General features: G+C 69.7%; 17 protein-coding genes. 4 read left to right on the top strand and 13 right to left on the bottom strand.

The window, feature by feature from the left end:
* Positions 1–11: 11 nt before the first annotated feature.
* Positions 12–1,961, bottom strand: a complete 1,950-nt coding sequence (locus ACQP1K_RS24035; RefSeq protein ID WP_433497953.1) for a fumarate reductase/succinate dehydrogenase flavoprotein subunit — start codon at positions 1,959–1,961, stop codon at positions 12–14.
* Positions 1,958–2,743: a succinate dehydrogenase cytochrome b subunit gene (locus tag ACQP1K_RS24040; protein WP_433497954.1), complete on the bottom strand. Its 786-nt coding sequence runs from the start codon at positions 2,741–2,743 to the stop codon at positions 1,958–1,960. Before ACQP1K_RS24040 ends, ACQP1K_RS24035 begins: the two co-directional genes overlap by 4 nt.
* 231 nt (positions 2,744–2,974) lie before the next feature.
* Here ACQP1K_RS24040 and ACQP1K_RS24045 point away from each other — a divergent pair, with 231 nt between their 5' ends.
* From ACQP1K_RS24045 to ACQP1K_RS24060, 4 genes are all read left to right on the top strand, one after another.
* Positions 2,975–3,943: a LysR family transcriptional regulator gene (locus tag ACQP1K_RS24045; protein WP_433497955.1), complete on the top strand. Its 969-nt coding sequence runs from the start codon at positions 2,975–2,977 to the stop codon at positions 3,941–3,943.
* Between the two features lie 267 nt (positions 3,944–4,210).
* Entirely contained in the window at positions 4,211–5,011 is an 801-nt protein-coding gene (locus tag ACQP1K_RS24050) for a hypothetical protein (RefSeq protein ID WP_433497956.1), read from the top strand.
* A gap of 10 nt (positions 5,012–5,021) precedes the next feature.
* Positions 5,022–6,914, top strand: a complete 1,893-nt coding sequence (locus ACQP1K_RS24055) for a fumarate reductase/succinate dehydrogenase flavoprotein subunit (protein ID WP_433497957.1) — start codon at positions 5,022–5,024, stop codon at positions 6,912–6,914.
* On the top strand, positions 6,914–7,669 hold the full coding sequence (locus tag ACQP1K_RS24060) for a succinate dehydrogenase/fumarate reductase iron-sulfur subunit (RefSeq protein ID WP_433497958.1): 756 nt from the start codon (positions 6,914–6,916) through the stop codon (positions 7,667–7,669). The genes ACQP1K_RS24055 and ACQP1K_RS24060 overlap by 1 nt, the downstream gene beginning before the upstream one ends.
* Positions 7,670–7,916: 247 nt before the next feature.
* Here the strand turns inward: ACQP1K_RS24060 and ACQP1K_RS24065 are convergent, their stop codons facing one another.
* The 11 genes from ACQP1K_RS24065 to ACQP1K_RS24115 all read right to left on the bottom strand — a co-directional run bounded on the left by ACQP1K_RS24065 (position 7,917) and on the right by ACQP1K_RS24115 (position 24,219).
* A complete protein-coding gene (locus ACQP1K_RS24065; RefSeq protein WP_433497959.1) occupies positions 7,917–9,230 on the bottom strand; it encodes an extracellular catalytic domain type 1 short-chain-length polyhydroxyalkanoate depolymerase in 1,314 nt (437 codons plus the stop codon).
* Between the two features lie 1,303 nt (positions 9,231–10,533).
* Positions 10,534–11,568, bottom strand: coding sequence for a hypothetical protein (locus ACQP1K_RS24070; RefSeq protein ID WP_433497960.1), 1,035 nt, complete (start codon positions 11,566–11,568; stop codon positions 10,534–10,536).
* Between the two features lie 111 nt (positions 11,569–11,679).
* Entirely contained in the window at positions 11,680–12,060 is a 381-nt protein-coding gene (locus ACQP1K_RS24075) for a (deoxy)nucleoside triphosphate pyrophosphohydrolase (protein ID WP_433501634.1), read from the bottom strand.
* A gap of 15 nt (positions 12,061–12,075) precedes the next feature.
* Positions 12,076–13,206, bottom strand: a complete 1,131-nt coding sequence (locus ACQP1K_RS24080; RefSeq protein WP_433501635.1) for an NlpC/P60 family protein — start codon at positions 13,204–13,206, stop codon at positions 12,076–12,078.
* A gap of 2 nt (positions 13,207–13,208) precedes the next feature.
* A complete protein-coding gene (locus tag ACQP1K_RS24085; protein ID WP_433497961.1) occupies positions 13,209–13,871 on the bottom strand; it encodes a hypothetical protein in 663 nt (220 codons plus the stop codon).
* Positions 13,872–13,889: 18 nt separating this feature from the next.
* A complete protein-coding gene (locus ACQP1K_RS24090) occupies positions 13,890–16,313 on the bottom strand; it encodes a type IV secretion system protein (RefSeq protein WP_433497962.1) in 2,424 nt (807 codons plus the stop codon).
* Positions 16,310–18,793, bottom strand: coding sequence for an ATP-binding protein (locus ACQP1K_RS24095; protein ID WP_433497963.1), 2,484 nt, complete (start codon positions 18,791–18,793; stop codon positions 16,310–16,312). The genes ACQP1K_RS24090 and ACQP1K_RS24095 overlap by 4 nt, the downstream gene beginning before the upstream one ends.
* A gap of 3 nt (positions 18,794–18,796) precedes the next feature.
* Positions 18,797–21,634: a TcpE family conjugal transfer membrane protein gene (locus tag ACQP1K_RS24100; protein WP_433497964.1), complete on the bottom strand. Its 2,838-nt coding sequence runs from the start codon at positions 21,632–21,634 to the stop codon at positions 18,797–18,799.
* A 24-nt stretch (positions 21,635–21,658) separates the two neighbouring features.
* The gene (locus ACQP1K_RS24105; protein ID WP_433501636.1) at positions 21,659–21,922 is read right to left on the bottom strand and encodes a hypothetical protein; all 264 of its coding nucleotides are present in this window, start codon (positions 21,920–21,922) and stop codon (positions 21,659–21,661) included.
* Positions 21,923–22,022: 100 nt separating this feature from the next.
* On the bottom strand, positions 22,023–23,036 hold the full coding sequence (locus ACQP1K_RS24110) for a conjugal transfer protein (RefSeq protein ID WP_433497965.1): 1,014 nt from the start codon (positions 23,034–23,036) through the stop codon (positions 22,023–22,025).
* 511 nt (positions 23,037–23,547) lie between these two features.
* Positions 23,548–24,219, bottom strand: coding sequence for a hypothetical protein (locus tag ACQP1K_RS24115; protein WP_433497966.1), 672 nt, complete (start codon positions 24,217–24,219; stop codon positions 23,548–23,550).
* Positions 24,220–24,688: the final 469 nt, after the last annotated feature.

The raw sequence follows: 24,688 nt of genomic DNA on the forward strand, positions 1-24,688 counted from the left end.
TCCGCGCCCGCTCACTTGTAGCTCCGCTGGGTCATCTTGACGTACTCGTAGTCGAGCTCTTCCTTGTGCAGGACCGGGCCGTCCGGCGTCCACTCCCACGCCGCGACGTAGGCGAACTCGTCGTCGTCGCGCAGCGCCTCGCCGTCGGCGTCCTGCGACTCGGCCCGGAAGTGGCCGCCGCAGGACTCGCTGCGGTGCAGCGCGTCGATGCACATCAGCTCGGCCAGCTCGAAGAAGTCGGCGACCCGGCCGGCCCGCTCCAGCGCCTGGTTGAGGCCCTCGGAGTCGCCGGGCACCTTCACGTTGTTCCAGAACTCCTCGCGCAGCTCGGGGATCCGCTCCAGCGCCTTGCGCAGCGACTCCTCGGTGCGCTCCATGCCGCAGTGGTCCCACATGAGGCGGCCCAGCTCGCGGTGGAAGGAGTCGGCCGTGCGGGTGCCGTTCACGGCGAGCAGCCTGCTGACCTTCTCCTTGACCCGGTCGACGGCCTCGTCGACCACGTCCTGGTCCACCTGATCGAACGCGCCGGCGCCGGCCAGGTAGTCGCCGATCGTCGTCGGCAGCACGAAGTAGCCGTCGGCCAGGCCCTGCATGAGCGCCGAAGCGCCGAGCCGGTTGGCGCCGTGGTCGGAGAAGTTCGCCTCGCCGATCACGAACAGGCCGGGGATGGTGGACTGCAGGTCGTAGTCGACCCAGAGGCCGCCCATCGTGTAGTGCACCGCCGGGTAGATGCGCATGGGCACCTCGTACGGATTCTCCCCGGTGATCTGCTCGTACATCTCGAAGAGGTTGCCGTACTTCTTCTCGACGGCCTCGCGGCCGAGCCGGGCGATGGCGTCGGCGAAGTCGAGGTAGACGCCGAGCCCGCCGGGTCCGACGCCGCGGCCCTCGTCGCAGACGTTCTTGGCGGCGCGGCTGGCGATGTCCCGGGGCACCAGGTTCCCGAAAGACGGATAAATCCGCTCAAGGTAGTAATCGCGCTCGTCCTCGGGGATCTGCGCCGGCGGCCGACCGTCGCCCTTGCGCAGCGGCACCCACACGCGGCCGTCGTTGCGCAGCGACTCCGACATCAGCGTCAGCTTCGACTGGTATTCGCCGCTGACCGGAATGCAGGTCGGGTGGATCTGGGTGTAGCAGGGGTTGCCGAAGTAGGCGCCCCGACGGTGGGCCCGCCAGATCGCCGTCGTGTTGCAGCCCTTGGCGTTGGTCGACAGATAGAACACGTTGCCGTACCCGCCGGTGGCGAGCACCACCGCGTCCGCCAGATGCGTCTCGATCTCACCGGTGACCATGTCGCGGACCACGATGCCGCGCGCCCGGCCGCCGCTGACGATGAGCTCCAGCATCTCGTGACGGGTGTGTATCTCGACGGTCCCCGCCGCGACCTGACGCTCCAGTGCCTGGTACGCGCCGAGCAGGAGCTGCTGCCCCGTCTGCCCGCGTGCGTAGAACGTACGGGAGACCTGGGCGCCACCGAACGACCTCGTGTCGAGCAGCCCGCCGTACTCCCGGGCGAACGGAACGCCCTGCGCCACGGCCTGATCGATGATGTTCACGCTGACCTGGGCGAGGCGGTAGACGTTCGACTCGCGCGAGCGGAAGTCGCCGCCCTTGACCGTGTCGTAGAACAGCCGGAAGACCGAGTCGCCGTCGCCTCGGTAGTTCTTGGCCGCGTTGATGCCGCCCTGGGCGGCGATGCTGTGCGCCCGGCGCGGCGAGTCCTGGTAGCAGAACGACTTGACGTTGTAGCCCAGCTCGCCCAGCGTCGCCGCCGCCGAGCCGCCGGCCAGGCCGGTGCCGACCACGATGACGTTCAGCTTGCGCTTGTTGGCCGGGTTGACCAGCTTGGCCTCGAACCTGCGGGTGTCCCAGCGCCCCTCGATCGGCCCCGCGGGGGCCTTGGTGTCCGCGATCGGTTCGCCGACGCGCCATTCGCCGACCTGTCTGAAGACGCCGCTCACTTGATTACTCCGATCATCACCGCGACGGGTGCCGCCAGGAAGCCCACGACCAGCACCAGAGCCACCACGCCCGCCAGGGCGCGCAGCGGGCGGTGGCGACGGCCACGCGCCAGCCCGAGCGTCTGGAAGGCGCTCCACACCCCGTGCCTGAGGTGCAGACCGACCATGGCGAGTGCGACCACGTAGAAAGCGGTCACCCACCAGCGCGAGGGCGCGAATCCGGCCACCATCCGGTCGTACGGCGTGGCCGCGTAGCCCTCGGGATTGACCACGCCGAAGGTCATGTCGAGCAGATGCCACACGGCGAACAGCGCGATGACGACCCCGCCGTACCGCATCACGTGCGTCGCGTAGCCGGACGCCTGCGACCTGCTCCGCGCGGCGTACTTCACCGGCCTGGCGCGTGCGGCCCGCCGGGCCAGCGACACCGCCGACCACATGTGCAGCACCACGGCGGCCACGAGCACGATCTCGGTGATCGTCAGCATCGTACGGCCCGGCAGCACGGGCTCACCGGCCGTGCGCAGCCATTCGGCATAGCCGTTGAACGAGTCGGCGCCCAGGAAGATCTTCAGGTTCCCGAGCATGTGGCCGATCAGGAAGAGCACCAGAACGGCCCCGGTGACCGCCATGACGGCCTTTTTGCCATTCGTAGAGGAAAGGAACCGAATCGGGAACCCGGAGCGTCTCCTGGGCGTTGGCACAGGAGCGGGCGATGCCGGCGCGGGGACGGGCGCGGTGGCCTGCCCACGGTCGATCGCGTGGTCAACAGTCGCAGTCATATCTGTCCACGCTAAGAACGGACATTCCACGCGTCCAAGTCATGGTGGGACTCGTTTCGATAGCCGGGGGCTATGTCCTCTGTCCCGTACTGTTACGGCGAGGTTCGCGACCTGGCCCGTTGCGAGCAAAATCACACCCCCGCGCTTACTTTCGGCCCCGCCGTCCCCGACCTTCGGCCCTTGCGCACCCTCCCTCGGGCCGGTTCCGGCCATAGCCGTACGCTATGAGAAGTGCAGCTCCAGCAACTCGCGTATTTCCTGGCCGTGGCCGAAACCCGGCACTTCACCCAGGCGGCCGAGCGGATGCGGGTGGCGCAGCCTTCGCTGAGCAAGCAGATCAAGGTGCTGGAGACGGAGCTGGGGGCCCCGCTGTTCAGCCGGGCCCGTGGCAACGTGACGCTCACGGCGGCCGGGGAGGCGCTGCTCCCGCTGGCGCGCCGCATGCTCGCCGACGCCGAGACCGCGCGGCGAGAGATAGCGGAGCTCGTGGGGCTGCGCAGAGGCCGGGTACGGCTCGGGGCCACGCCGTCGCTGTGCGCCGGCCTGCTCGCCGACGCGCTGGCCCGTTTCCACCGCAGCTATCCGGGGGTCGAGCTCCTGGTAGAGGAGAGCGGCTCACGCGACCTCGTACGCGACCTCGCCAGAGGGCAGCTCGATCTGGCGCTCATCATCCTGCCGCTGCAGAGCACGGATCCGGCCCTGGTGACCGAGGAGATCCTCCGGGAGAACCTCGTGGTGGCCGCCTCCGCCACGGCCGCCCCCTCCGCCGCGGCGCCGGTAACCGGCCGGCGCAGGCCGCATGTGCGCATCCAGGACCTGCGCGGACGTCCGATGGTGATGTTCCGGCATGGATACGACGTGCGGGAGGCGACGCTCGCCGCGTGCCGTCAGGCGGGGTTCGAGCCGAGGTTCGCGGTGGAGGGCGGCGAGATGGACGCGGTGCTGCGGTTCGTCGAGGCAGGGCTCGGGATCGCGGTCGTCCCCTCCATGGTGCTGGACGGCAGGCCCAACCTGGTGGGCACGCCGCTGGTCCCCCGGCTGCGCAGAACGGTGGCGCTGGCCAACCGCAAGGACGTCGAACCGACCCGGGCGGCCCAGGCCTTCCGCGCCACACTGCTGGACTTCCTGACCGAGGCGGACCATGACGGCACCCTCCCCCAGGGCATAGAGACGCTAATACCAGACGGGCCGAGTTCGTGAACTCAGGCGGAGTCACTAGGGTGGAGCGATGAGGCCGTGATTTTCGTCACAGGCGGCCTCGCAAGAGTCCGAGTACACATGCGAACACAGGTGAGCCGAGCCGAACTGCCAAGGGAAGTGACGGGAATCACACAAAGGAAGCGTGACCCTCCTCACAGTTCGTGATCCGCCCGTCGTAATGTTTCCTCCACCAATGCGCGCACGGCCACAAGCAGTTCGGCGCGAGAACTCCGGCGTGCGCGGAGTCAGTTAGGTGGAAGGTCTCCGATGACCCAGACAACGGCCGAGAGCCCGGTCAGGAAACAACGCGCGCAGCTGAAGACGCGCACTCTTCGTACCGACAGGTGGTGGCTGGCCCCGGGGCTGACGTTCGCGGGGCTCGTGGCATTCCTGATCTATGGATTTTGGGCGATCTTCGACAGCAGTCATCTCGCCGGATCGTACATCGCTCCCTTCTCGTCGCCCTGTCTGGCGACCTCGTGTCCCGAGGGGGCCCGCCTCTTCGGCTTCGCGCCGTTCGGCGACTGGTACACGCTGCCGCCCGGGATTCTGATCCTGGGCCTGCCGGGCGGTTTCCGGCTCACGTGCTACTACTACCGCAAGGCGTACTACCGGTCGTTCTGGCTGTCGCCGCCCGCCTGCGGGGTGGCCGAGCCGCACAAGAAGTACACCGGCGAGACCCGCTTCCCGCTGATCCTCCAGAACATCCACCGCTACTTCTTCTACTTCGGGGCCATCATCGCGCTGATCCTGACGTACGACGCGGTGCTCGCGTTCCGCGACGAGAACGGCAACTGGGGACATGTGGGCCTCGGCACGATCATCCTCGTGATCAACGCGATCCTGATCCTCTGCTACACCTTCGGCTGCCACTCCTGCCGCCACATCACGGCCGGCCGGCTGAACCACTTCTCCAAGCATCCGCTGCGCTACCGGGCCTGGACCCTCGTGTCGAAGCTCAACGCCAAGCACCAGCAGTTCGCCTGGGCGTCGCTGTTCTCGGTCATGCTCGCGGACCTCTACGTGCGGCTGGTCGCCAAGGGCATCATCAACTTCCCGTTCGCTTAAGGATCTCAAGGTGGAGCGTCACGAATACGACGTCGTCGTCATCGGAGCCGGTGGAGCCGGGCTCCGCGCGGCGATCGAGGCACGGCAGCAGGGCAAACGGACGGCCATCGTCTGTAAGTCGCTGTTCGGCAAGGCCCACACGGTCATGGCCGAGGGCGGCGCAGCAGCCGCGATGGGCAACGTCAACCCCAACGACAACTGGATGGTCCACTTCCGCGACACGATGCGCGGGGGCAAGTTCCTGAACAACTGGCGGATGGCCGAGCTGCACGCCAAGGAGGCCCCCGACCGGGTCTGGGAACTGGAGGCGTGGGGCGCGCTGTTCGACCGCACGAAGGACGGCAAGATCAGCCAGCGGAACTTCGGCGGCCACGAGTACCCGCGTCTGGCCCACGTCGGCGACCGCACCGGCCTGGAGCTGATCCGTACGCTCCAGCAGCGCGTCGTCGCCCTCCAGCAGGAGGACGAGAAGCTGCACGGCGACTTCGAGGCGTACATCAAGGTGTTCGCCGAGTGCACGGTCACGCGGCTGCTCAAGGACGAGGAGACCGGCGCGATCGCGGGTGCCTTCGGCTACCGGCGTGAGACCGGCGACTTCATCACGTTCGACGCCCCGGCCGTGGTGCTGGCGACCGGCGGCATCGGCAAGTCGTTCGTGGTCACCTCGAACTCCTGGGAGTACACCGGCGACGGGCACGCGCTGGCCCTGCTCGCGGGCGCGAAGCTCATCAACATGGAGTTCATCCAGTTCCACCCGACGGGCATGGTGTGGCCGCCGTCGGTGCGCGGCATCCTGGTCACCGAGTCGGTACGCGGCGACGGCGGCGTGCTGCGCAACTCCGAGGGCCGCCGGTTCATGTTCGACTACGTCCCGGACGTGTTCAAGAGCCACTACGCCCCGACCGAGGAGGAGGCGGACCGCTGGTACGCCGACCAGGCGAACAACCGCCGTCCGCCGGAGCTGCTGCCGCGTGACGAGGTGGCCCGGGCGATCAACTCGGAGGTGAAGGCCGGGCGCGGGTCACCCCAGGGCGGTGTGTTCCTGGACGTCTCCACCCGGCTGCCGGCCGAGGAGATCACCCGGCGACTGCCGTCGATGTACCACCAGTTCAAGGAGCTGGCGGACGTCGACATCACCGCCGAGCCCATGCAGGTCGGCCCGACCTGCCACTACGTGATGGGCGGCGTGGAGGTCGACGCGGACACCCAGGCCGCCTCGGTGCCCGGCCTGTTCGCCGCCGGCGAGGTGTCCGGCGGCATGCACGGTTCCAACCGCCTCGGCGGCAACTCCCTGTCCGACCTGCTGGTCTTCGGCCGCCGGGCGGGGGCCGGCGCCGCCGCCTACGTGAACGGCCTGACCAGGCGACCCGTGCCGTCGGGTGTCGAGGAGGCCAAGGCCGAGGCCCTCGAACCGCTGGAGCGGACCGGCGGCGAGAATCCGTACGAGGTCCATCACGAGCTGCAGCGCACGATGAACGACCTCGTCGGCATCATCCGCAAGGCGGGTGAGATGAACGAGGCGCTGCAGGCGATCGAGAAGCTCAAGGAGCGGGCGAACAACACCGCCTCGGCGGGTAGCCGGATCTACAACCCCGGCTGGCACCTCGCGATCGACCTGCGGAACATGCTGCTGGTGAGTGAGTGCGTGGCCAGGGCCGCGCTGCTGCGCGAGGAGAGCCGTGGCGGGCACACCCGTGACGACTTCCCGACCATGTCGGCGGAGTGGCGGCGCAAGCTGCTCGTGTGCTCCGCCGCCCCGGACGGCTCGAACGTGCTGGTGGAGGAGAAGGCGCAGCCGTCGATGCGCGGTGACCTCATCTCCCTGTTCGAGCGCTCCGAACTGGAGAAATACCTCACCGAGGACGAGCTGGCGGAGTACGACGCCGCGGTCAAGGAGTCGTGATGGGATACAAGGCGAAGTTCCGCGTGTGGCGCGGCGAGGCCGGTGAAGGACAACTGGAGGACTTCACCGTGGAGGTGAACGAGGGCGAGGTCGTCCTCGACATCATCCACCGGCTGCAGGCCACCCAGGCTCCCGACCTCGCGGTCCGATGGAACTGCAAGGCGGGCAAGTGCGGCTCGTGTTCGATGGAGATCAACGGTAAGCCGCGGCTGGGCTGCATGACCCGGATGTCCACGTTCGAAGAGGACGAGACGATCACCGTCACGCCGCTGCGGGCGTTCCCCGTCATCAAGGACCTGGTCTGCGACGTCTCGTTCAACTACGAGAAGGCGCGCGAGATCCCGTCGTTCACGCCGCCCGCCGACGTCAAGCCGGGCGAGTACCGCATGCAGCAGGTCGACGTGCAGCGGTCGCAGGAGTTCCGCAAGTGCATCGAGTGCTTCCTGTGCCAGAACGTCTGCCACGTGATCCGCGACCACGAGGAGAACAAGAAGTCCTTCGCCGGGCCGCGCTACTTCATCCGGATCGCCGAGCTCGACATGCATCCGTACGACGTGCAGGACCGCCGCCCGCAGACCGCCCAGGAGGAGCACGGGCTCGGTTTCTGCAACATCACCAAGTGCTGCACCGAGGTCTGCCCCGAGCACATCAAGATCACTGACAACGCGATCATTCCGGTGAAGGAGCGCGTCGTCGACCGGAAGTACGACCCGCTGGTGTGGCTCGGCTCGAAGATCTTCAAGCGTTCGAGCTGATCGAGACCGCGTAGACCGCCTGGTGCCCCCTCCCGGAGGAGGCACCGGGCGTGATCTCACGAAAGCCGCCGCACAGGCCTATTCGACCCGCGCGGCGGCTTTCGGTCTTGTAAAACCTGGACCGCCGATACCTGTGACGGCTTACGGATTACGGCTTACAACTCACGGCTCATGGCGAGGCGCGGCACGCCGTCGCCGGGGTCCGCCGCGTCTCGCCTGGTGCCGTGCTACGGCGTGCCGACAGGGATCATGAGCTGGTGCAGGTGAGGGAGGGGGTCGACGGCGAACCGTTGCCGAGGTAGCCGAACGTGCTCGATCCGGACGCGGGGATCGAGCCGTTGTACGAGACGTTCTTCACCGTGACCGCGGAGCCGTTGACGCTCAACGTGCCGTTCCACAGCTGGGTGATCGTCTGGCCGCCGCTCAGCGTCCAGCCGACGGTCCAGCCGTTGATCGCCGCCGATCCGTTGTTACTGACCGTCACCTCCGCCTGGAAGCCGCCCGGCCAGCTGTTCACCGTCTGGTAGGTCGCGACACAGCCCTGCCCCGTAGGCGTCGGGCTCGGCGTCGGAGTGGGGGTGGGAGTCGGTGTCGGTGTCGGGGTGGGGGTCGGGGTGGGCGTGGGTGTGGGGGTCGGCGTCGGGGTGGGCGTGGGGGTCGGCGAGGTGCCGTCGAGGCCGAAGAAGCGGATGGCGTGGATGGCCATCCCGCGGTGCGGCAGGTCGTGGCCGGCTCCGCTGATGGTGTACGCCTCGACCTGGCCGGAGCCGTAGACCCGCCGGGTCCAGCCGGACTGCGGGCTGCTGGTGGAGGTGGGGGTCTGACTGATTCCCCACACGTTCGTCCACTGGTCGACTTCCTTCTGCAGCATGCTGAAGTTCAGCACGTTGTCGTTGGTGCCGTGCCAGGCGGTCACGCGCGGGAGGGGTCCGGTGTAGCCGGGGTAGGCGTTGCGTACCAGGTCGCCCCACTGCTGGGGGGTCCTGTCGCCGCATCCCGCGGGTCCGAGGCAGCCGAAGGGCACGCCGGAGAACGGCGCGCCGCCCTTGAACACCTCCGGGTTGGTGGCCAGCAGGTTGATGGTCTCCATCGCGCCGGAGGAGAAGCCGGTGGCGAACACCCGGTCGGCGTCGCCGTTGTAGCGCTGCTTGACGTAGTCGACCATGGAGACGATCGAGACCGGGTCGCTGCCGCCGCCGTGGCGCAGGGCCTCGTTCGACCAGACGTCGAAGCAGTTCGACAGGCCGTTGGCGCTCTTGTTCGCCTGCGGGTAGATGACGATGAAGCCGTACTGGTCGGCCAGCGAGGCGAACTCGGTGCCCTGGTAGAAGCCGGACGCCGTGCCGTTGCAGCCATGCATCGCCACCAGGATGCCGGGACGGGGTGCGACCTGGTTGGGGACGTACAGGTACATCCGGATGTTGCCGGGGTTCGTGCCGAAGTTGGTCACCTCGGTCAGGCTCGCCGCCGACGCCTGCGGCATCGGTGCCATGAACATGGACAGTGCCGTGATCACTGCCGTGATGCCGGCGCCGGCGAGTTTTCTGATGTGCCGTCTCATCCTTCCGCCTTTTCTCGGGGGTTTCTTCCGGGGGTTTCTTCCGGGGGTTTCTTCGGGTGGTTTCCTCGGGTGCTCTCTTGGGGGGCCGCGCTTCGCCGCGGTCGTGCGGTGGAGGCCGCATCGCCGACCCGTCTCCTTCGGGCCCTCACTCCGCCTGCGGTATCCGTTCATGCCTGCGGGGACCGGCGGCCTGTCGAGCCGGCCCGACCATCCCGCCGACGGTCACGGTCACCGCGGCGGCGACACCGTGGATGCGTCAGCCGACGCCGCTGGGACTCGTGCGCCGGCGATGCCGTTCTGAGGCGCCGCGGAACTCCGGTCCGGTGGCGCGTCGCCGGGCCGCTGTCCCGGCTTCCGCTCCCCGGAGGGGCCGAGGGTGGACCAGCGTAGGACGGCTCGCCATGCGACAGCGCAGGGGCTCGTTCCGGGTGAACCCGGCGGGGTTCGGCGACCTGTCGCCATGGGTCGGCTGGAACCAAGCTCGGATGTGCTGCTTACATCAGCGCTGCCATCGCCGGTCGAATGTGCCGGAGGTCGACGCGTGTGGCAGACACCTCGCTGGTCGTTCAGGACCTGTCGCGACGACCCGCGGCTCCGGCTTCCCTTCCGGCCGGGAATTCGCCGACCGTGAGGACGGACAGCCGGAAACGGTGCCCGTCGGGGTCACACGGCGGTCCGGTCGCCCCCAGTCCCAGGGAGCGCTGTCGTTAACGTTGACATCCTGTCCGACCAGCCGAGCCCCTCTCTTCCATCAGGCGACCGAGGTGGTGTGGGGCAGAGCAAATACGAGGGACAGCGCCACTGTCAAGGGCCCGCCGACGCGCCCGCTTCCTATGCCTGGGCCGGGGTGTGGGCCAACTGGGTGTTACCGCGACGACTCGCCGACTCTGCACGTCCATGCGGTGAAAATTTCATCCATACCACTCGCACACCGGACGCATCACCGAAAGTTTCTGGCGGCTGATCTTACTCACAAGCCGAGGTTACGCCTCTAGCTCCAAGCGAATATCTCGAAACTTTTCATGAAACTGTTGACAAGTTTCGGGATGGTTTCCACACTAAGTCTTCGAGGCGGCCCCCGCTGCCCGGCGGTGGTGGTGGTACGCGAGCAGGGGGGGCGCCCGTCTACGACGCCTGGTGGTGTGCGTCCCCTCATGGCGGGGCGCGGCGTCGGGAACGCGGGGAGTACCGTCCGCGCTCCACCGTTTTCGGGTTCGGTTATGGAGGCTCACGCATCGGCGCAAACGCCGCACCCCGCCTGCAACCGACCGGCGGTCCCTACGTGGCCGGCTCCCCGCCGGCCCTAGTCAGCCGGCTTGGTCCCCTCCGCGGGGTCCTGCGGCATCGCCTGGGCCTGCTGGCCGTACGCCTGCGGATGGCCGCCCTGCGGGGAAGGATAGGGCGCGTGGCCGTACATCTGCGGCGGAGCGCCGTACGGCTGGGGAGCGCCATACGCCTGCGGCGGAGCCCCGTACGGCTGGGGAGCACCGTAGGGCTGAGGGGAGCCGTAGGGCATCGGGTAGCCGTAGGGCTGCTGCTGCGGGTAGGCCACCGGGTAGGTCTGAACCGGCACGAAACCGACGGCGTAGCCCGGCGCCATCCCCGGATAGGCGGCCATGTCCTGCCCGGCCGGGGCCTTGGCCCGGCGGTCGCCCATGCCCCCGGCAGCCGTCGCATGGGCCATCCGGCGCAGCCTGCCCTCGAGCATGAGCCACGCGACGAGCGCCAGCACCACGAGCACGGCGGCGACGACCGCGAGCTTGTTCGCCAGCGCCGGCTTGTCGAACTCCGGAGTGGCCTTGCGTATCTGGACCTGCACCGACTCGGGCGTGGGCGCTTCGAACGCCATCTCCTGGGTGGGCGTCTGCTCCGACGGCGGCGCCTGTGCCTCGGGCGGCGTCGTCGCGGCGGGAAGGGAGACCTCCGGCTCCGTGGTGGCCGACCCCGCGGTGTCCGGCGGACCCGGGTTCGAGTCCGTGTAGACCGGGACCGGCACCTGGGTCGTGTGGATCGGCGCCGTGTCCTCGCGCTGCTTCGGCTGGTCGTCGGCCTTCTTGTCCTCGTCCGTCTTGTCATCGGACTGCTTGGGCGGCGTCGGGGTGACCGTGACGGTCTGCGTCACCACCGGGTCACTGGTCAGGGTCGGCGACGGGCTGTTCCCGGGCGTCTCGGTGATGGTCACGGTGACGGTCTCGCACTCGCCGGGCAGACACGGTTCCACGGGAGTGTTGTCGGCCGCGTTCGCACTGATCGCCGGTCCGACCGCGAACACCGCCAGCGTGGCGAGGGCCAGCGACGCGAGAGCCGAGGACGCGGCCCTGATCTGTGCGCGTCCCATCACCGCTCGCCTCCACGATCTCGCATGCCCACGGGTCAAGGAAGATTCTAGTTGGGTAAAACCCCCGGCAAAGCCCTTCTCGGTCACGAATTCGCGCCCGAAATCCCGTACTCACAGGAGTTCTTCGACCGCGGCGACGATCGGCAGATCGGCCGCGATCCAGGCGACCTTGTAAAGCTCGTACGGCTCCAGCCAGCGCAGCGCGAGGTGCTCGCGCGGGTACGGGACGCCCGCCGCGATGCTCGCGAGCCAGACCCGCATCACGTGCCCGCCGGGCAGCGGCCAGTCCCCGCCCACCCGGCGGCCGACCACGACCTCGACGCCGAGTTCCTCCGCGCACTCACGGACCAGCGCCTCGTGCTCGCTCTCCCCCTCGTCGACCTTGCCGCCGGGGAACTCCCAACCGCCTCTGAGTTCGGGCGGCGCGGCCCGCTGGGCGGCGAGCAGCCTGCCGTCCCGCACGATCGCCGCCCCGACGACGAGCCTTCCCATCACGTCCATGACCGCCTAGGTTAGATCGCGCCTGAGCTGGGCCTGGACGTCGGCGTTCTCCAGCGGCCGGGTGAAGCCCACGATGCTCGGCCGCTCGCCATAGGTCGTGACCTTGATGGGCCCACATCGTGTGCAGCGCGCCTCGACCATCTTCCCCGGCGCGACCACCAGGCCGACGTGTCCGGGGCGGTCGATCGACGTTCCCGGGCCCGCGTTGAAGAACACCAGGTCGCCAGGCCGCTCGCTGCCCGGCTCCACCCGCACGCCGAAGGGCCACTGCCCGAAGGTCGTCCTGGGGATCGACAGCCCGGCATGGCGATAGGCCATGTAGATGATCCCCGAGCAGTCGAAGGCGTCGGGGCCCGTCCCACCCCACCGGTACGGCTTGCCGCGCTGAGCGAGGGCATACTCCAGGATCTTCTGTACGACCTCGCCGGAGACCGCGTCCACGTAGGCGATGTCGCAGGCCGGGTCGGCCTCGGGCGGCAGACCGATGGCGCCGGTGACCGCGTAGCGCTCGGCGATCTCCAGGACCTGGTCGACGTACCAGGTGGCCCGGTTGTAAACGAAGATCGCCCGCCGGAGGTCGTCGGGAGCGCCGTTGCGCTTGAGCATCTTCGCCGCGCCCAAAATCGCGTCGGCCGGATTGTAGACGTCGCCGTACCCGTCGCCGTCGCCGTCAGAGGCGTACCCGTTGATCCCCGGCGCGATCTTGATCTTGGCCTTGCCGCCCCACGTGCTGATCAGGAACTGCATCGGCCCGGCGGCGCCCGCGTAGTTGGTGCCGCCGGCGACTCCCGGCAGCTTCGACCGGCCGTGGTCGGTCTCCCGCTTGCCGATCGCGGCGAGCACGTTCCACTGGACGCCGATCTCCTTGCCGACCTTCTTGTAGAGCTCGAGATATTCGGCCGGTATGTCCGTCTTGGCCGTCTCCGACACTCCCGTGGTGGCCGTGTCCGCCTGCGCGCAGTCCTCCGCGGTTCTGCCACCGAGCAGGAACGACGGCAGGGGCGTCATCAGAATGATCGACCCGATGAGCGTGAGCGGGACGACCACGGCCAGGGCGAGGAGCACGGCCATGAGCGGCCGCCGTCGAGCCGTGATCACCCGGAACGGCGCCTGGAACGGCGTCCGGCGGGGCGGCATGATCACGGCGCCGTGTCCCCGTCCTGGCCCGCGTCGGCGAGTCCGAGGTCGTAGACCCGCCAGTCGCTTCCCGCCTTGACCACGGTCACCGCGAACCGGTCGCTCTCGTCCTTTTCGCCCTCCCTGTCGGTCACGTGCCGCACCGAGCCGACGACGAAGACCACCTGGCCGGCGGTCATGTCGCGGATCGTCTGCACCCGCGCCGACGCCCGCGAGACCACCTGGTCGGCGCGGTTGCGCTCCGCCAGCGCCGGGTCGGTCATGGCCCGGGTGAGCTGCGCGGCGAACTCCTCGGTGGTGAACGCGCCGAGCCGCCCGGCGAACGCCGCCGGCTCCTCGTCGTACCGGAAGGTTCCGTACGACTCGGTGAACCGCCGCGCGAGATCGGCGGCGGCGCCGAGCTCCTGCCGCGTCAGCGGGAGATAGTCGTAGACGTCGAAGGTGGCCGGGGTCTTCGCGACCTGGCGCGGCACCGGGCTGCGCGGCGCGACGGCGGCGGCCGTCTGGGACGATCTGTGCTCGCCCGTGGCCGTACGGCCGTCGTCGCCCTGTGCCTCCCCCGACGTGGGCGGGTTCATCGTGAGGTAGACGCCCACGACGGCCAGCACGGCGACGGCTCCGGCGAACGCGAGCTTCTTGCCCCTGTCATGTCCCTGTGTGCTCATAGACGCCTGGTCACCCGGTCAGTCGCCGGAGTTTCCGTCGGCCGGCCTGGCCCAGAACGGGGTGGGCGCGTCTTCTGATGTCCGCCCGCCGCTCCCCCGGCTCGGCAGCCACAGGGGTGGCGCTTCGGACGTCCTGCCGGACGACGAACCGGACCTGGAGGTCCCTGATCCGGAACCCCGGCCGGCCGATCCCCGGTCGCGGGAGCCGCCGCCGAAGATGCCGTCCGAGCGACCGCCGGAACCGTTGCCGGAGCCTCCGCCGGAACCACCGCCGAAGATGCCGCCCCCGGCACGGGAGCCGTTCGAGCCACGTGAACCGTTCGAACCCCGTGACCCGCTCGAACCGCGTGAACCATTCGAACCCCGCGAACCGCTCGAACCCCGTGAACCGCTCGAACCGCGGGAGGACCAGCCGCCTGATCGGCCGCTGAACCAGCCGCCGCGTGAGCCGGTGCCGCCGCCCGACGAAGCGCCGGAGCCCGACCCGGAACCCAGACCGGCGCCCAGACTCGAGCCCAGGCTCGAACCGGCGCCGGGGCCGGGGGCCGCCGGCGCGCCCTTGGTCCCCGGATAGCGCGGCGACTGCGACAGCTTGAGCGGAGGGGCCGTCCCCTGGCGTGGCGCCGTCACCGCCTTGCGACGGCCCGCGGCCTGGGCATCGGCGTCCAGCGGCGCCGGCTGTGCCCCGGCCCGGGCCTGCTCAGCCGCGTGTCCCGCCGCCTGAGCCATCCCCGGCCCGGCCGCTCCCTCCTCGCCGCGTACCCGGCCCTGCGCCACCGATGTGGCGACCGCTGCGGCGGTGCCGGCGCCGCTCGTCATCGCGGCGGCGCCGATCAGGGGCTCGGCCTTGCGCAGGCCCCAGCGGCCCATGCGGGCCGCGGCCACCGGAGGCAGCGCGTTGGCCGCACGCGACAGCGTGGGCGCGCTCGCGGCCTCCCCGAGCATGCGGGTCGTGAGCGTATGCCCGTCCATCGAGGAGAACAGGTGCTGGAACGGCCGCCGATAGAAGAAGACGGCGATCGTCAGCAGCGCCATGAACAGGATCTGCATACCCCAGGGCAGGCCGGTCGAGATGATCAGTGCGTAGCCGTACACGAGGACGCCCAGCACGATGGCGAGCACGGCCTGGCGCAGCAGGGTGCCGACGACCATCTCCACCCACCGCATCGCGATGATCCGCCCCGAGCCCGGATGTACGCCGATCAGCAGGAACACCGGCCCCAGCATGAGCAGCAGCAGGAAGCCGACCTTGAGCACCAGCAGCGACACCGCCACGAGGAAGATGAGCAGCCCGGCGACCATGGCGGCGATGAACGCGCCGATCGCGATGCCGAGCCGGCTCGTCCAGTCCTTGCCCTGGACGAGGAAGAACACCGGGGTGTTCTCCAGCGGCTTGACCACCTCCTCCTCGAACCGCTTCTGGTGGACGTCGCTGGCGGGCGTCTGGTTCGCGGCCTGCTCTGCGACGTCGATGGCCTGCATGTCGAGGATCTTGGCGCCGAACGTCCGCACAACGCCCGAGTCCGGATCGGCCGTGCCGAGCTGGCCCATCAGCCACGGCTTGCAGACGAGCGTCGACCAGAGCGCGTCGGCGTTCTGGGCGACCCCCGGCGTGCCCGGCCTGCCGTACCCTCCGGCCTTCACCTCGGTCGCCGCCGCACCCGCAGCGGCCCCCGCACCCGCATCGGCGCCCGCATCCGTCCCGGCTCCGGCGTCCTCCTTGAGCGGCAGGCACGAGGCCCCACCGGCGCCGGGCAGGCCGGAGAACGCCGAGTTGACGATTTCGCCGGTCTTGTCGGTCACGGTCTTGCCGATGTTGGTGAAGTCGCCGGGACGGCTGAAGAACCAGACGGCCACGGTGACCGCGAGCACCATCCAGACGACGCCCTCGGTGGTGGTCGTCGCCCGCCTGCGGATCAGGCCGAACCAGGCGAGCCAGACCGCGCCGAGGATGACGACCGGCCGCAGGTAGGGCCAGTACATCGCGTCGGCCAGCCTGGTGACGATCGAGTCGGCCGCCTCCTTGATGGGCTGGAGCGGCCCCTCGGTGGCCGCGGCCTCGTAGGTGCTGATCGTCAGCCGGTCGACGGCCTTGGCCCAGGAGAAGACCGTGTTGGCCCAGGCGTTGCCGAGCACGGCGGCGACGTCGGAGCACCCGAGATCGTAGGTGTGCCAGAACTGGCCGGACATGCCGTACCGCTCGTAGTTGGTGAGCGGCTGGGCCGCCGCCCCGTCGGCCGTGCCGCTCCCGGCGGCGGCTTCGGGCGCCGGCGGGCGGACCAGGCCGTCGATGCCGCCGCCGACCATCTCGGGAGCGAGGTCGGCGGACAGGTCACAGGGCCCGATCGCGCTCGCCGTCTCCGCGGGGAAGACGAGCGGCAGGGTAACGAACGCCGCGAAGGCCACCAGGAGCAGGACGAGCCTGCGCCGCAATCGCTTCAAGACCGCACCTCCTGCGCGACCCCCGACCGACCGGAACCCCCGACACCCTGATCATCATCGTTTCCGTTCTCGCCTGGCTTCTCGTGCGTCGGATTCGTGTCGAGCCACCGCAGCAGCTCCGCCGAGATCAGGTCCACCCCGATGCGACCCGCCCGGCCATCCAGATCACGGAAGACGCACTCCCCGTTGCCCAGGGAGCGCAGCACGCCCTTGTGCTCCTCCGACGGATCCACGCCGAGGAGCTCCATCACGTGCTCGACCTCGACCCGCTCTGTCGAGCGGAAGGCGAAGACCGATGACAGACAGTTGGTGACCTGCTCGTTGAGCAGGTCACCCGCGTTCTGGGAGACCAGTACGAGCGCGGTGTTGCGTGACCGGCCCATCCTGGAGACCTCGGGCACCAGCTTGGCGCCCTCCGGCGTGGACGTGATCGCCCAGGCCTCGTCGAGGAAGATCGCTTTGGGGGTGCGCCGGTCGACTCCGTTCATCAGCCGCCGGGCGAACTGGGACACCAGATAGAGCAGGGCGACCGACAGCCGCTGCTCGTAGGAGTAGTCGTCCCTGGGGGTCGTGACGTCGGGCAGCGTGAGGCCGCCCAGCGTGAACACCGTGGTCCAGCCCGCGGTGTCGATCTGCTCGCCGCCGCCGGGATCGAAGCAGAGCCTGGCCAGGTGCATCTCGGACATCGACCGCAGCACGGCGCCGAGGTTCTTCGACGCGGGGTCGTCCGACTGCTCGAGGTGGTCGACCACCTTGCCCAGCGACGGGTCGGGCTCGTTCGACACAGCGGCCACCGCCTGGATCATGGCCGACTCGCGCTCCTCCGACATACGCGGCAGCAGCAGCCGCAGGGTCTCGCTGGCCATCGTCTTCTTGGCCGCGATGTCGTCGCCGAACGAGAACGGGTCGAGCAGGCCGGGCGCCGCCGATCCCAAGGGGATGGTGCGCGCCTGGCGGCCACGCCGCCGCAGGAGCCGTACGAGCGACTCCGCGTCGCCCTTCGGGTCGATGACGGCCACGGTCACCCCGCGCAGCGCCATCTGGTAGATCAGCAGCAGGGCGAGCGTGGTCTTGCCGCCACCCGGCTCCCCTGTGATCGCGATGGCCGTCGGGCGGTTGCGCGCCGCCGCCACCAGGGGATCGAAGTGGACGATGCCACGCGCCCGGCCCATGGTCTCGCCGATGTACGGCCCGATCCACCCGGCATTCGACTCGTCCACCCGGTCGCCGAGCTCCACGGTGGCCGTCGCCATGCCACCCGCGATCGTACGCAGCGGCTGCCGCTGGGCGTACGCGTTGACCCGCAGCCGCTCCCCGGGAAGAGCCTCGCAGAACAGCGAGAACTGGTCGCCGGTGGAGTTGACGATGTCGATGCCGATGTCGCGGTAGTGCTCCACGACGGCCTCGATCCGCTGGACGCAGATCTCCTCCGTCGGCGCGCTCACGCTCAGCCGGTGCCAGCCGTACACGAACGGCAGGCGCTCCTTCGTGATGCCGTGTTCGAGCATGCGGGCTGCGTCGATCTGCTCGGCCAGCGCGAGCGGCGCCTCCGCCCCGGCCTCGCGGATGTGGATGTCCATGTCGCGGGCGTGCGCCAGCTTGCGCGCCACATCCTTGCTCGCCCGGACCGGCGGGACCAGCCGCATCCTGCTGGAGACCTCGACGGGAAAGGGCAGCTGGTCGGCGAAGTGCAGCCACGGCTCCCCGTCGGGGAACGGCATGAGGTCGGGGAACCGGGCGAACGACAGGTGCGCGATGTAGCTGTCGCCGGTCGGCTGCACTATCCGGAGTAACGAACGCCCGTTGTGGATCTGCCCCTCGACCAGCGATTCGATCTCGCCCCTGCCCCATCTGCGCCGGGGTGACGCCGACGGCGGCGGGTCGCCGAGCCCGCCGGATGCGGCGTGCTGGAACAGCCAGGCGACCTCGGTGGAGGTGGCGTGACGCGCGTAGAGGGCGCTGGAGGCCAGTGCTCGGCCGAGCCGTTCCGCCGCCTCGGTCCACCGCTCGATCTCGCGGGCCGGCACGTGGTCGTCCTCGATGCCGAGTGCCTTCTCCCCGCGCTGGTAGAAGCCGAAGAGCTGGGCCAGCACGCCGGTGCCCAGCTGGGCGCCGCGCGGGCCGAGCCGTACGCCGAGGTAGACCTCCTTGCTCCAGAAGTCCTTGGCCCAGACGTGGCGGTACATCTCCTCCAGATACTCACGCCAGCCCGGGCCCTCGTCCGAGGTCGTGTCGAGCGCCATCGCCCACTCGGCCGCCGGATAGGCCCGATGCGCGATCCGCAGGTGCACCTCGGCGTCGGGCATCCTGATCGCGGCCAGTGCGATGGTGATGTTGGTGGCGAGCGCCTCCCGCTCCTCGGGGGTGAGAAACTCGTAGCTCACCGTCGGCAACCGGAAGTACGCCCATGCCGCCGACTCGGTGAGAAGGACGCGATCGTCGAAATACCGCACCGCCAGGCGGCTTCGCGCCCTGCTCATCGTTCACTCACCCGCTTTCTCACCCGTGCGTTCTCGGACTCTGGGCGTGTCGCTCGGCCGGTTGGCCGCCAGACTGCTCACGATCACTCCCGCAAGTGCAACGTACGCCCTGCGGCCCCCCGTGCGAAGGTGGTTGAGGTCAACAGGTCCGGGACGGCCCGGCGCGAGCTCGTCCTCCCACGGCACCCGGACGATCGCCCGGCAGCGACCGCTGGCCACGGACTCGGCCTGCTCAACCTCCGGCAGGCTGCGGCGGCTCACCCCGTTTATCACCATCACGCCCCGGCGCCGCAGGTCGGAGCAGCCGTGACCGTCGAGCCACTCGTAGGTCATGGCGATCGCCTCGGGGGCGTCCGCGCTCGCGGGGGCCACCAGCACGAGTTGGTCGGCGTACGGCAGCAGCCGGGCCGCCAGCGCGGCGGCGGGGTCGATCACGGTGAGCCCGTAGCAGCGCTCGAGCGCGGCCAGCGTCCGGCTCCAGTCGCCGTGGGACGCCCGGTCCGCCAGGCGCTGCGCCGCCTGGTCGTCGATGTCCGCCCCGAGCACCTCGAGCCCCGACCCGCATCGCGAGGTCTGCGCCCCTAGTCCGAGGTAGCGGGTCAGCGACCCGGCGCCCTCGAGAAGAGAACCCGGCCGCTCGGGCTCGGCCGCGATTCTCTCGATCATCGTGCCGTCGCCGCCGCTCGCGTCGAGGGCCAGCACACGGTCCTCTCGATAGCGGGCCAGCGTGTGTCCCAGCATCAGGGCCGTGGTCGTCTGCCCCGCACCACCGGTGCAGCCCAGCACCATGATCCGCCTGCTCCCGGAGAGCGGCGTTCTGGCCCTCGCCTCGTCGATCTCCATCCCGTCGGTACGGCTCCCGCCCACGACCACCTGGGCCAGCCGACGCCAGCCGCCGGAGGGGTCGCGACCGACCACGGCCTCCACCCGGCGGAGCCTGGGCGGCCCCTCCCCCCTGGTCTTGGGTGACTGGATCTTCGGCGGCGCGATCTTCTCCGGCCGGCTCGCCGGCTTCGCGGCCTTCGCCGCCTCCGCGTGCACCGGCTGCGCGGGCGGCACGGTCACCGGCCGGGCCGGCGGCACCGCCTGTATGGGCGGCGGCACCGGGTGCACGGGGGGCCGCTTCGTCGGCTGCCTGGGCTGCTCGGGCCGCATGGGCCTCGGGGGGCGGCCCTTCCTGTGCTGCTCGCGCGCTCTGCGCTGCCACTCGTCGGAGTCCTGCCGCCCGGCGGCCTTCCGGTCCGCCGCCTCGTCGCTCGCGGGTCGGCGATCCCCCGATGCTTCGCTCGCGGTCTCCTCCCCCTCCGTGACGGCGGGCCCGTCACTCGGGGCGGTTTCCACGAGAGCCGCCGGTGGCGCTGCCGTCCGGAGTTCCGGAGTCGGAGTCTGGACCTCGATCGTCGGGGTCTCCGCTGCTCGGGGTTCTAAAGCCTGGGATTGCGACGCCGGGGATTCCGGGGCCTGAAGCTCCGGGGTCTGAGGCTCTGGGGCTTGAGGCTCCGCCGTCGGGCGCCCCGGGGTAGTGCGCTCCGGGATGGTGTGATCCGGGATGCTGTGCTCCACGGCCTCTTCCGGTCCGGCAGGACCGTCCGGTCGCGGGGCCGGATCCGCCGACGGCAGGGCGCGGCCGTCCACCGAGGCGGCGAGCCGGCGAAGGCGGCGGAGCGCCTCGGTCCCTATGGGCGGCGCGTCCGAGACCGGCGTCGCCGGCCCTCCATCCGGGACCGGCTCATCCGGGACCCGCACCTCCTCGACCCGGGCGTCCGAACCTCCGATATGCGAGACCTGAGCGTCGGAAACCCGCCCCTCCTCGACCCGGGCGTCCGGAACCCCGATGTGCGAGACCTGAGCGTCGGAAACCCGCCCCTCGGAGATCCGGGCGTCCGAGATCTGCGCTTCCGAAGCTCGGGCATCCGAGGCCCCTGTGTACGAGACCGGGGTACGCGAGGCCGGGGTGTCCGAGGCCGGGGCGTCGACGGAGGGCGGCCCGGCGGGCGTCATCTCCCGTGCGTCGAGCGCCTCCGATGCCGGAGTGGCCTCCGGCGCCCTGGGGGCCTCCAGAGCCAGGGGCGCCACAGCCTCCTGGGCGGAGAACGCGCGGTCGCGCTCACCCGACACGGCTCCCCGCCCGGATGCGGAGGCCGTACGCCATGAGGCGGCGGACGGGACATCGGCGATGGGAGCGGCCGCAGCAGCGGCGGCGGCCACCGCCGGACGCACGACGCCCGACGGCACGGCGTCGGCGGAACGGCCGACGCCTTGGTAACCCCTGCGGGCCGGGCGGCCTGTGCCCGGGGCGGCCGGGCGGCCGGAAGGGATGAGCGCCGCGGGCGCGGCGGCCGGCCGCCCGATCACCCGGCCGCGCTCCCCTGACGGTCCCGGCTCCTTGGCCACGATCTTGGCGCGCGCCTTCCCGCTCGTCTTCCCCTTGACCTTGACAGTGGTCCGGGCGGCGGCCGGCACGATCCGCGGCGACGTGGACCGCCACACCCTGGCGGTGAAGGTGATCTCTTCGGGCTCGCCCAGCGGAGCCATCCGGCACCAGGTGCGGGGCTCGGCCAGGTAGCGGAGCTGAGACTGCAGGAGCTCGGTGAGCCGCTTTCCCTCGATGACGGGACGGGTGGCCAGCCAGGTCAGGACACCGGGCGGGACCAGGTAGACGACATGCCACGGAGCCTGGAACGGAAGCCCGACAAGCGCGAGGAAGACCCACCAGGGGACCAGCACGCCCACGAACACACCGATCCAGACGATGGGAAGCGGCATTGGCAGCCGAAGGTCGTACAGCTTGTACAGCCGCTTCTCAATGCGCCAGATATTCGTATACGTGGGCAGATCCACCCGATCCTCCTCTCCGCCCGTCGGTCACTTGATGCCGAGCGCACCCGCGATGGCCTTGGCCGTCACCTCGATGATGTTGGGGACATAGAAGATCACACCGATCGCGACCGCCAGGATGATGAACTGCACAAATCTGGTGATCTCGCGGGTGAACAGAAAGAAGATCGCCACTACGGAGACGACCGCGAGGAAAAGCGGGGCGAAGAAGGTCCGGAGGAAATCCGCGAGCCCGGCCGTGTTGATGCCCGTCACCGGCTCGGGGGACGGCGCGACGGCGAGATCGTGCATGATGGCGATGATTCCGCCGATGACACCATCCACCATGGTCTTCACAATCAACTCTCGCCCTCCCGGGGGTATGGATCAGCGATGACATGATCGGGCTGCGCTACCCCGCGGGCCGCTTCGCACCCTGAACGTCCCTGACGAACCACTTGTCGCCCTGCTTCTCGATCATGAGCTGGTAGGCCTGCTCAAGTCCACCTGGCTGTGTCCTGGGGTCGTCAAGGGAGGGGGTCGGCGAGGTCGATCCCGTCGAGACCGCCCACACGACGACGGCGGTGACCTCCCTGCTGTTCGCCTCACCCGGCGGCACGATCACGTCCTCCAGCCGGGCGAGCGTGAACTCCCCGTCGAAGCCCTCTATCGTCACCCCGTTGGCGACATAGCGCTGCAGATCCACCTGGTTGCCCGCGGCGTACGCCTTGAAGAAGCCCTCGAGCTGGGGACGTAGCTCGGACTCGGCCGCGGAGTCGCGGTCGGGGCCGGAGACCGGGGGCAGGCCGGCCGGCGCCGCCTCGGGCAGCAGCGCGGGCCGCTCCGCCACGACGAATCCGGCGCCGTCGTAGTAGACGGGCACGGAGAGCAGCCCGCGTCTGCCGCCCGACTGGTACGTCACGGTGACGCGCGCGTTGTGCGCGTCGATCACGTCGATTCCGGCGAACTGGATCGCCCCGGCGGACATCCGCCCATATCCGTTCCAGCCGAACTGCCTGTCGTCCTCGTCGTCGGGGAGGAACGACTTCAGCCGCTCGGCTCTCTGCTGGGGGTTGGCGGCGTCGTAGTTCAGGTAGACGGCGGCGAACTGGTTGGCGAAAGCGGACGCCTGGGTCACCGGGAATCCCATGTCACCCGGGTCACTGGTCGCGACCGTCGGATCGCCGCTCTGGCTCAGCCGCTCGAACGGGGCCCGGACGCCGTTGACGACGATCACGATGATCAGCGCCCAGAGGACGACGCGGCCGATCCAGATGAGCCAGCGGCCCCCGCCGCCGCTCCACCCGCCGCCGCGCGTGGAGGATGCGCCCCGGGTGGTCGGCACCTCCTCAGGACCCTCCGGAGGGTACGACTCCGGGTCGCCAGCGATCCGCGGATCCTGCTGGACGTCCGACCTGCGAGCCATCACGCCTCCGCTCGCGCCGATCCCCCCGGCTGGCGCGCTTTCGTCTTACTGTCGATCCGGTTAGCCATATTGAAGTATTCACCTTAGCGGTCCCGCCGATTCTTCCAGGTGAGCCACGCCCATGGTGCAAGCATCGCCGTGACCGAGCAAACCGGATCCGCGCCCCCATGAGACACCCTACTTGCCGCTCATCCGGGAAAAAGCGCGTTACGCCTGGCCAGCGGGGACATCGATTACCTAACCGCCACGTATTGGTTTCCTCGCAGCTCAGAGACGTATCGAATGCGACGGCACCGTTCGGGGCGTTCCGGCCCTCTCTCGCGGAGGCCCTCGCGTGGGCTTCTCCCCCGGCCGCCGCTCCCCGAGGAACACGGCCGGATTCCTCGCCGGCCATGGCCTCGGCCCCCGGAGCCACGGCCTCGGCTCCCCCACAACCCGCGGGCATTCCGCGACGCGCGGGAGGCCCCGCACCGAAGTGCGGGGCCACCCTGGGACAGTTCGAGGCCGTTCCCTAGCAGCAGGACGCGCGCCAGGACGCCTCGGCCATCCTGTGCTCGCTCTTGCGCGCCTCGCGGGCCATGCGCCGCTCGGACTTGCGCACCTCGCGGTTGATCCGCGACTTGGCCACGTTCGCGTGGTGCTGGATGCGGGACTTGGCCCGGCCGGCCTCCGCCTCGACCCGCTCCTGCGCGCGAAGCGAGATCCGCTCCGCACGCTCGAACCGCGACGGCAGGAGTTCGCTCGAGAATCGCGCGCTGCGGTACTGGAACGAGATCGGCTCACTCGCGAACCGTTCGCTGCGGATGTACTGCGGGCTCGAGAACTCGGGCTGGATGCTCACCGAGACCCTCATCGGCTGCGCGAGGACCGGCTGCGCGACCACGGGCTGCATGATCACAGGCTGGGCGATCACGGGCTGGGCGAGGACCTGCCGCGAGATGACCGGCGCCGAGACCGTGGACACTTCGGACAGCTCGGACGCCGTCGAAAGCGGCAGCGCGATCTCGGAAGCCGAGTACGACGACTCGGAGACGGAAGTCGAGTACGACGACTCGGCGACTTCAGGACAGTCTTCCCACCCGCTGGTCGCGGCGAAGGCGGGACCGCTCAGGAGCGCGGCGCCGCCGGCCGTCAGCGTCGTGGCACAGAGGGCCAGGGCGAGTCGTCTGGATTTCCGATGCATGTTCCCTCCTTTGGCCCGAATCGGGCTCAGGCAGGTCAGGACGCCAGGTTTTCCTAGCTCCTGGAATGGCCGAGGAGTTTCACCCCACTCCCCCATCGCCATAACGGCGAAAATGATTGTTCGGGATAAAAGGGGGTGTTTTTCTCGGGCACCATCACACCCGAGCGGCCATATTCCGATCCTTAATCGTGCTGTCCCAGGGCGTCTAGGCCACTTGATGCAAGTGTTTCCGGTGACATCCCAGGATGTGACTTATCGGAGGTCTGTCCAAAAGATCCTCCCGCATGCTCTTTCTGAGCTCTTGGCGGGCAGGGGAGACTGATGTTGCCGATGAGCGCCGCCGCCCGGTCGGACCTGCCGCCGGCGACGGGGCATGCCACGGCCCGCGGCGACGAGAAGCCCGGCATGGGCGGTGCAGGCACTGCCCGGCACCGGGGTTCCGCTGTAGTTGTGGATTGGGACCTGATGT

The organism is Sphaerimonospora sp. CA-214678 (assembly GCF_050942215.1).
In the GTDB taxonomy this organism is placed as follows: Bacteria; Actinomycetota; Actinomycetes; order Streptosporangiales; family Streptosporangiaceae; genus Sphaerimonospora.

What these genes read in the sequence shown, in the direction of transcription:
- ACQP1K_RS24080 (WP_433501635.1), bottom strand. Translation starts at nt 13,206, where the DNA reads ATGCCGCCCCGCCGGACGCCGTTCCAGGCGCCGTTCCGGGTGATCACG.
- ACQP1K_RS24070 (WP_433497960.1), bottom strand. Translation starts at nt 11,568, where the DNA reads ATGGGACGCGCACAGATCAGGGCCGCGTCCTCGGCTCTCGCGTCGCTG.
- ACQP1K_RS24105 (WP_433501636.1), bottom strand. Translation starts at nt 21,922, where the DNA reads ATGCACGATCTCGCCGTCGCGCCGTCCCCCGAGCCGGTGACGGGCATC.
- ACQP1K_RS24085 (WP_433497961.1), bottom strand. Translation starts at nt 13,871, where the DNA reads ATGAGCACACAGGGACATGACAGGGGCAAGAAGCTCGCGTTCGCCGGA.
- ACQP1K_RS24040 (WP_433497954.1), bottom strand. Translation starts at nt 2,743, where the DNA reads ATGACTGCGACTGTTGACCACGCGATCGACCGTGGGCAGGCCACCGCG.
- ACQP1K_RS24075 (WP_433501634.1), bottom strand. Translation starts at nt 12,060, where the DNA reads ATGGGAAGGCTCGTCGTCGGGGCGGCGATCGTGCGGGACGGCAGGCTG.
- ACQP1K_RS24065 (WP_433497959.1), bottom strand. Translation starts at nt 9,230, where the DNA reads ATGAGACGGCACATCAGAAAACTCGCCGGCGCCGGCATCACGGCAGTG.
- ACQP1K_RS24095 (WP_433497963.1), bottom strand. Translation starts at nt 18,793, where the DNA reads ATGAGCAGGGCGCGAAGCCGCCTGGCGGTGCGGTATTTCGACGATCGC.
- ACQP1K_RS24110 (WP_433497965.1), bottom strand. Translation starts at nt 23,036, where the DNA reads ATGGCTCGCAGGTCGGACGTCCAGCAGGATCCGCGGATCGCTGGCGAC.
- ACQP1K_RS24115 (WP_433497966.1), bottom strand. Translation starts at nt 24,219, where the DNA reads ATGCATCGGAAATCCAGACGACTCGCCCTGGCCCTCTGTGCCACGACG.
- ACQP1K_RS24060 (WP_433497958.1), top strand. Translation starts at nt 6,914, where the DNA reads ATGGGATACAAGGCGAAGTTCCGCGTGTGGCGCGGCGAGGCCGGTGAA.
- ACQP1K_RS24050 (WP_433497956.1), top strand. Translation starts at nt 4,211, where the DNA reads ATGACCCAGACAACGGCCGAGAGCCCGGTCAGGAAACAACGCGCGCAG.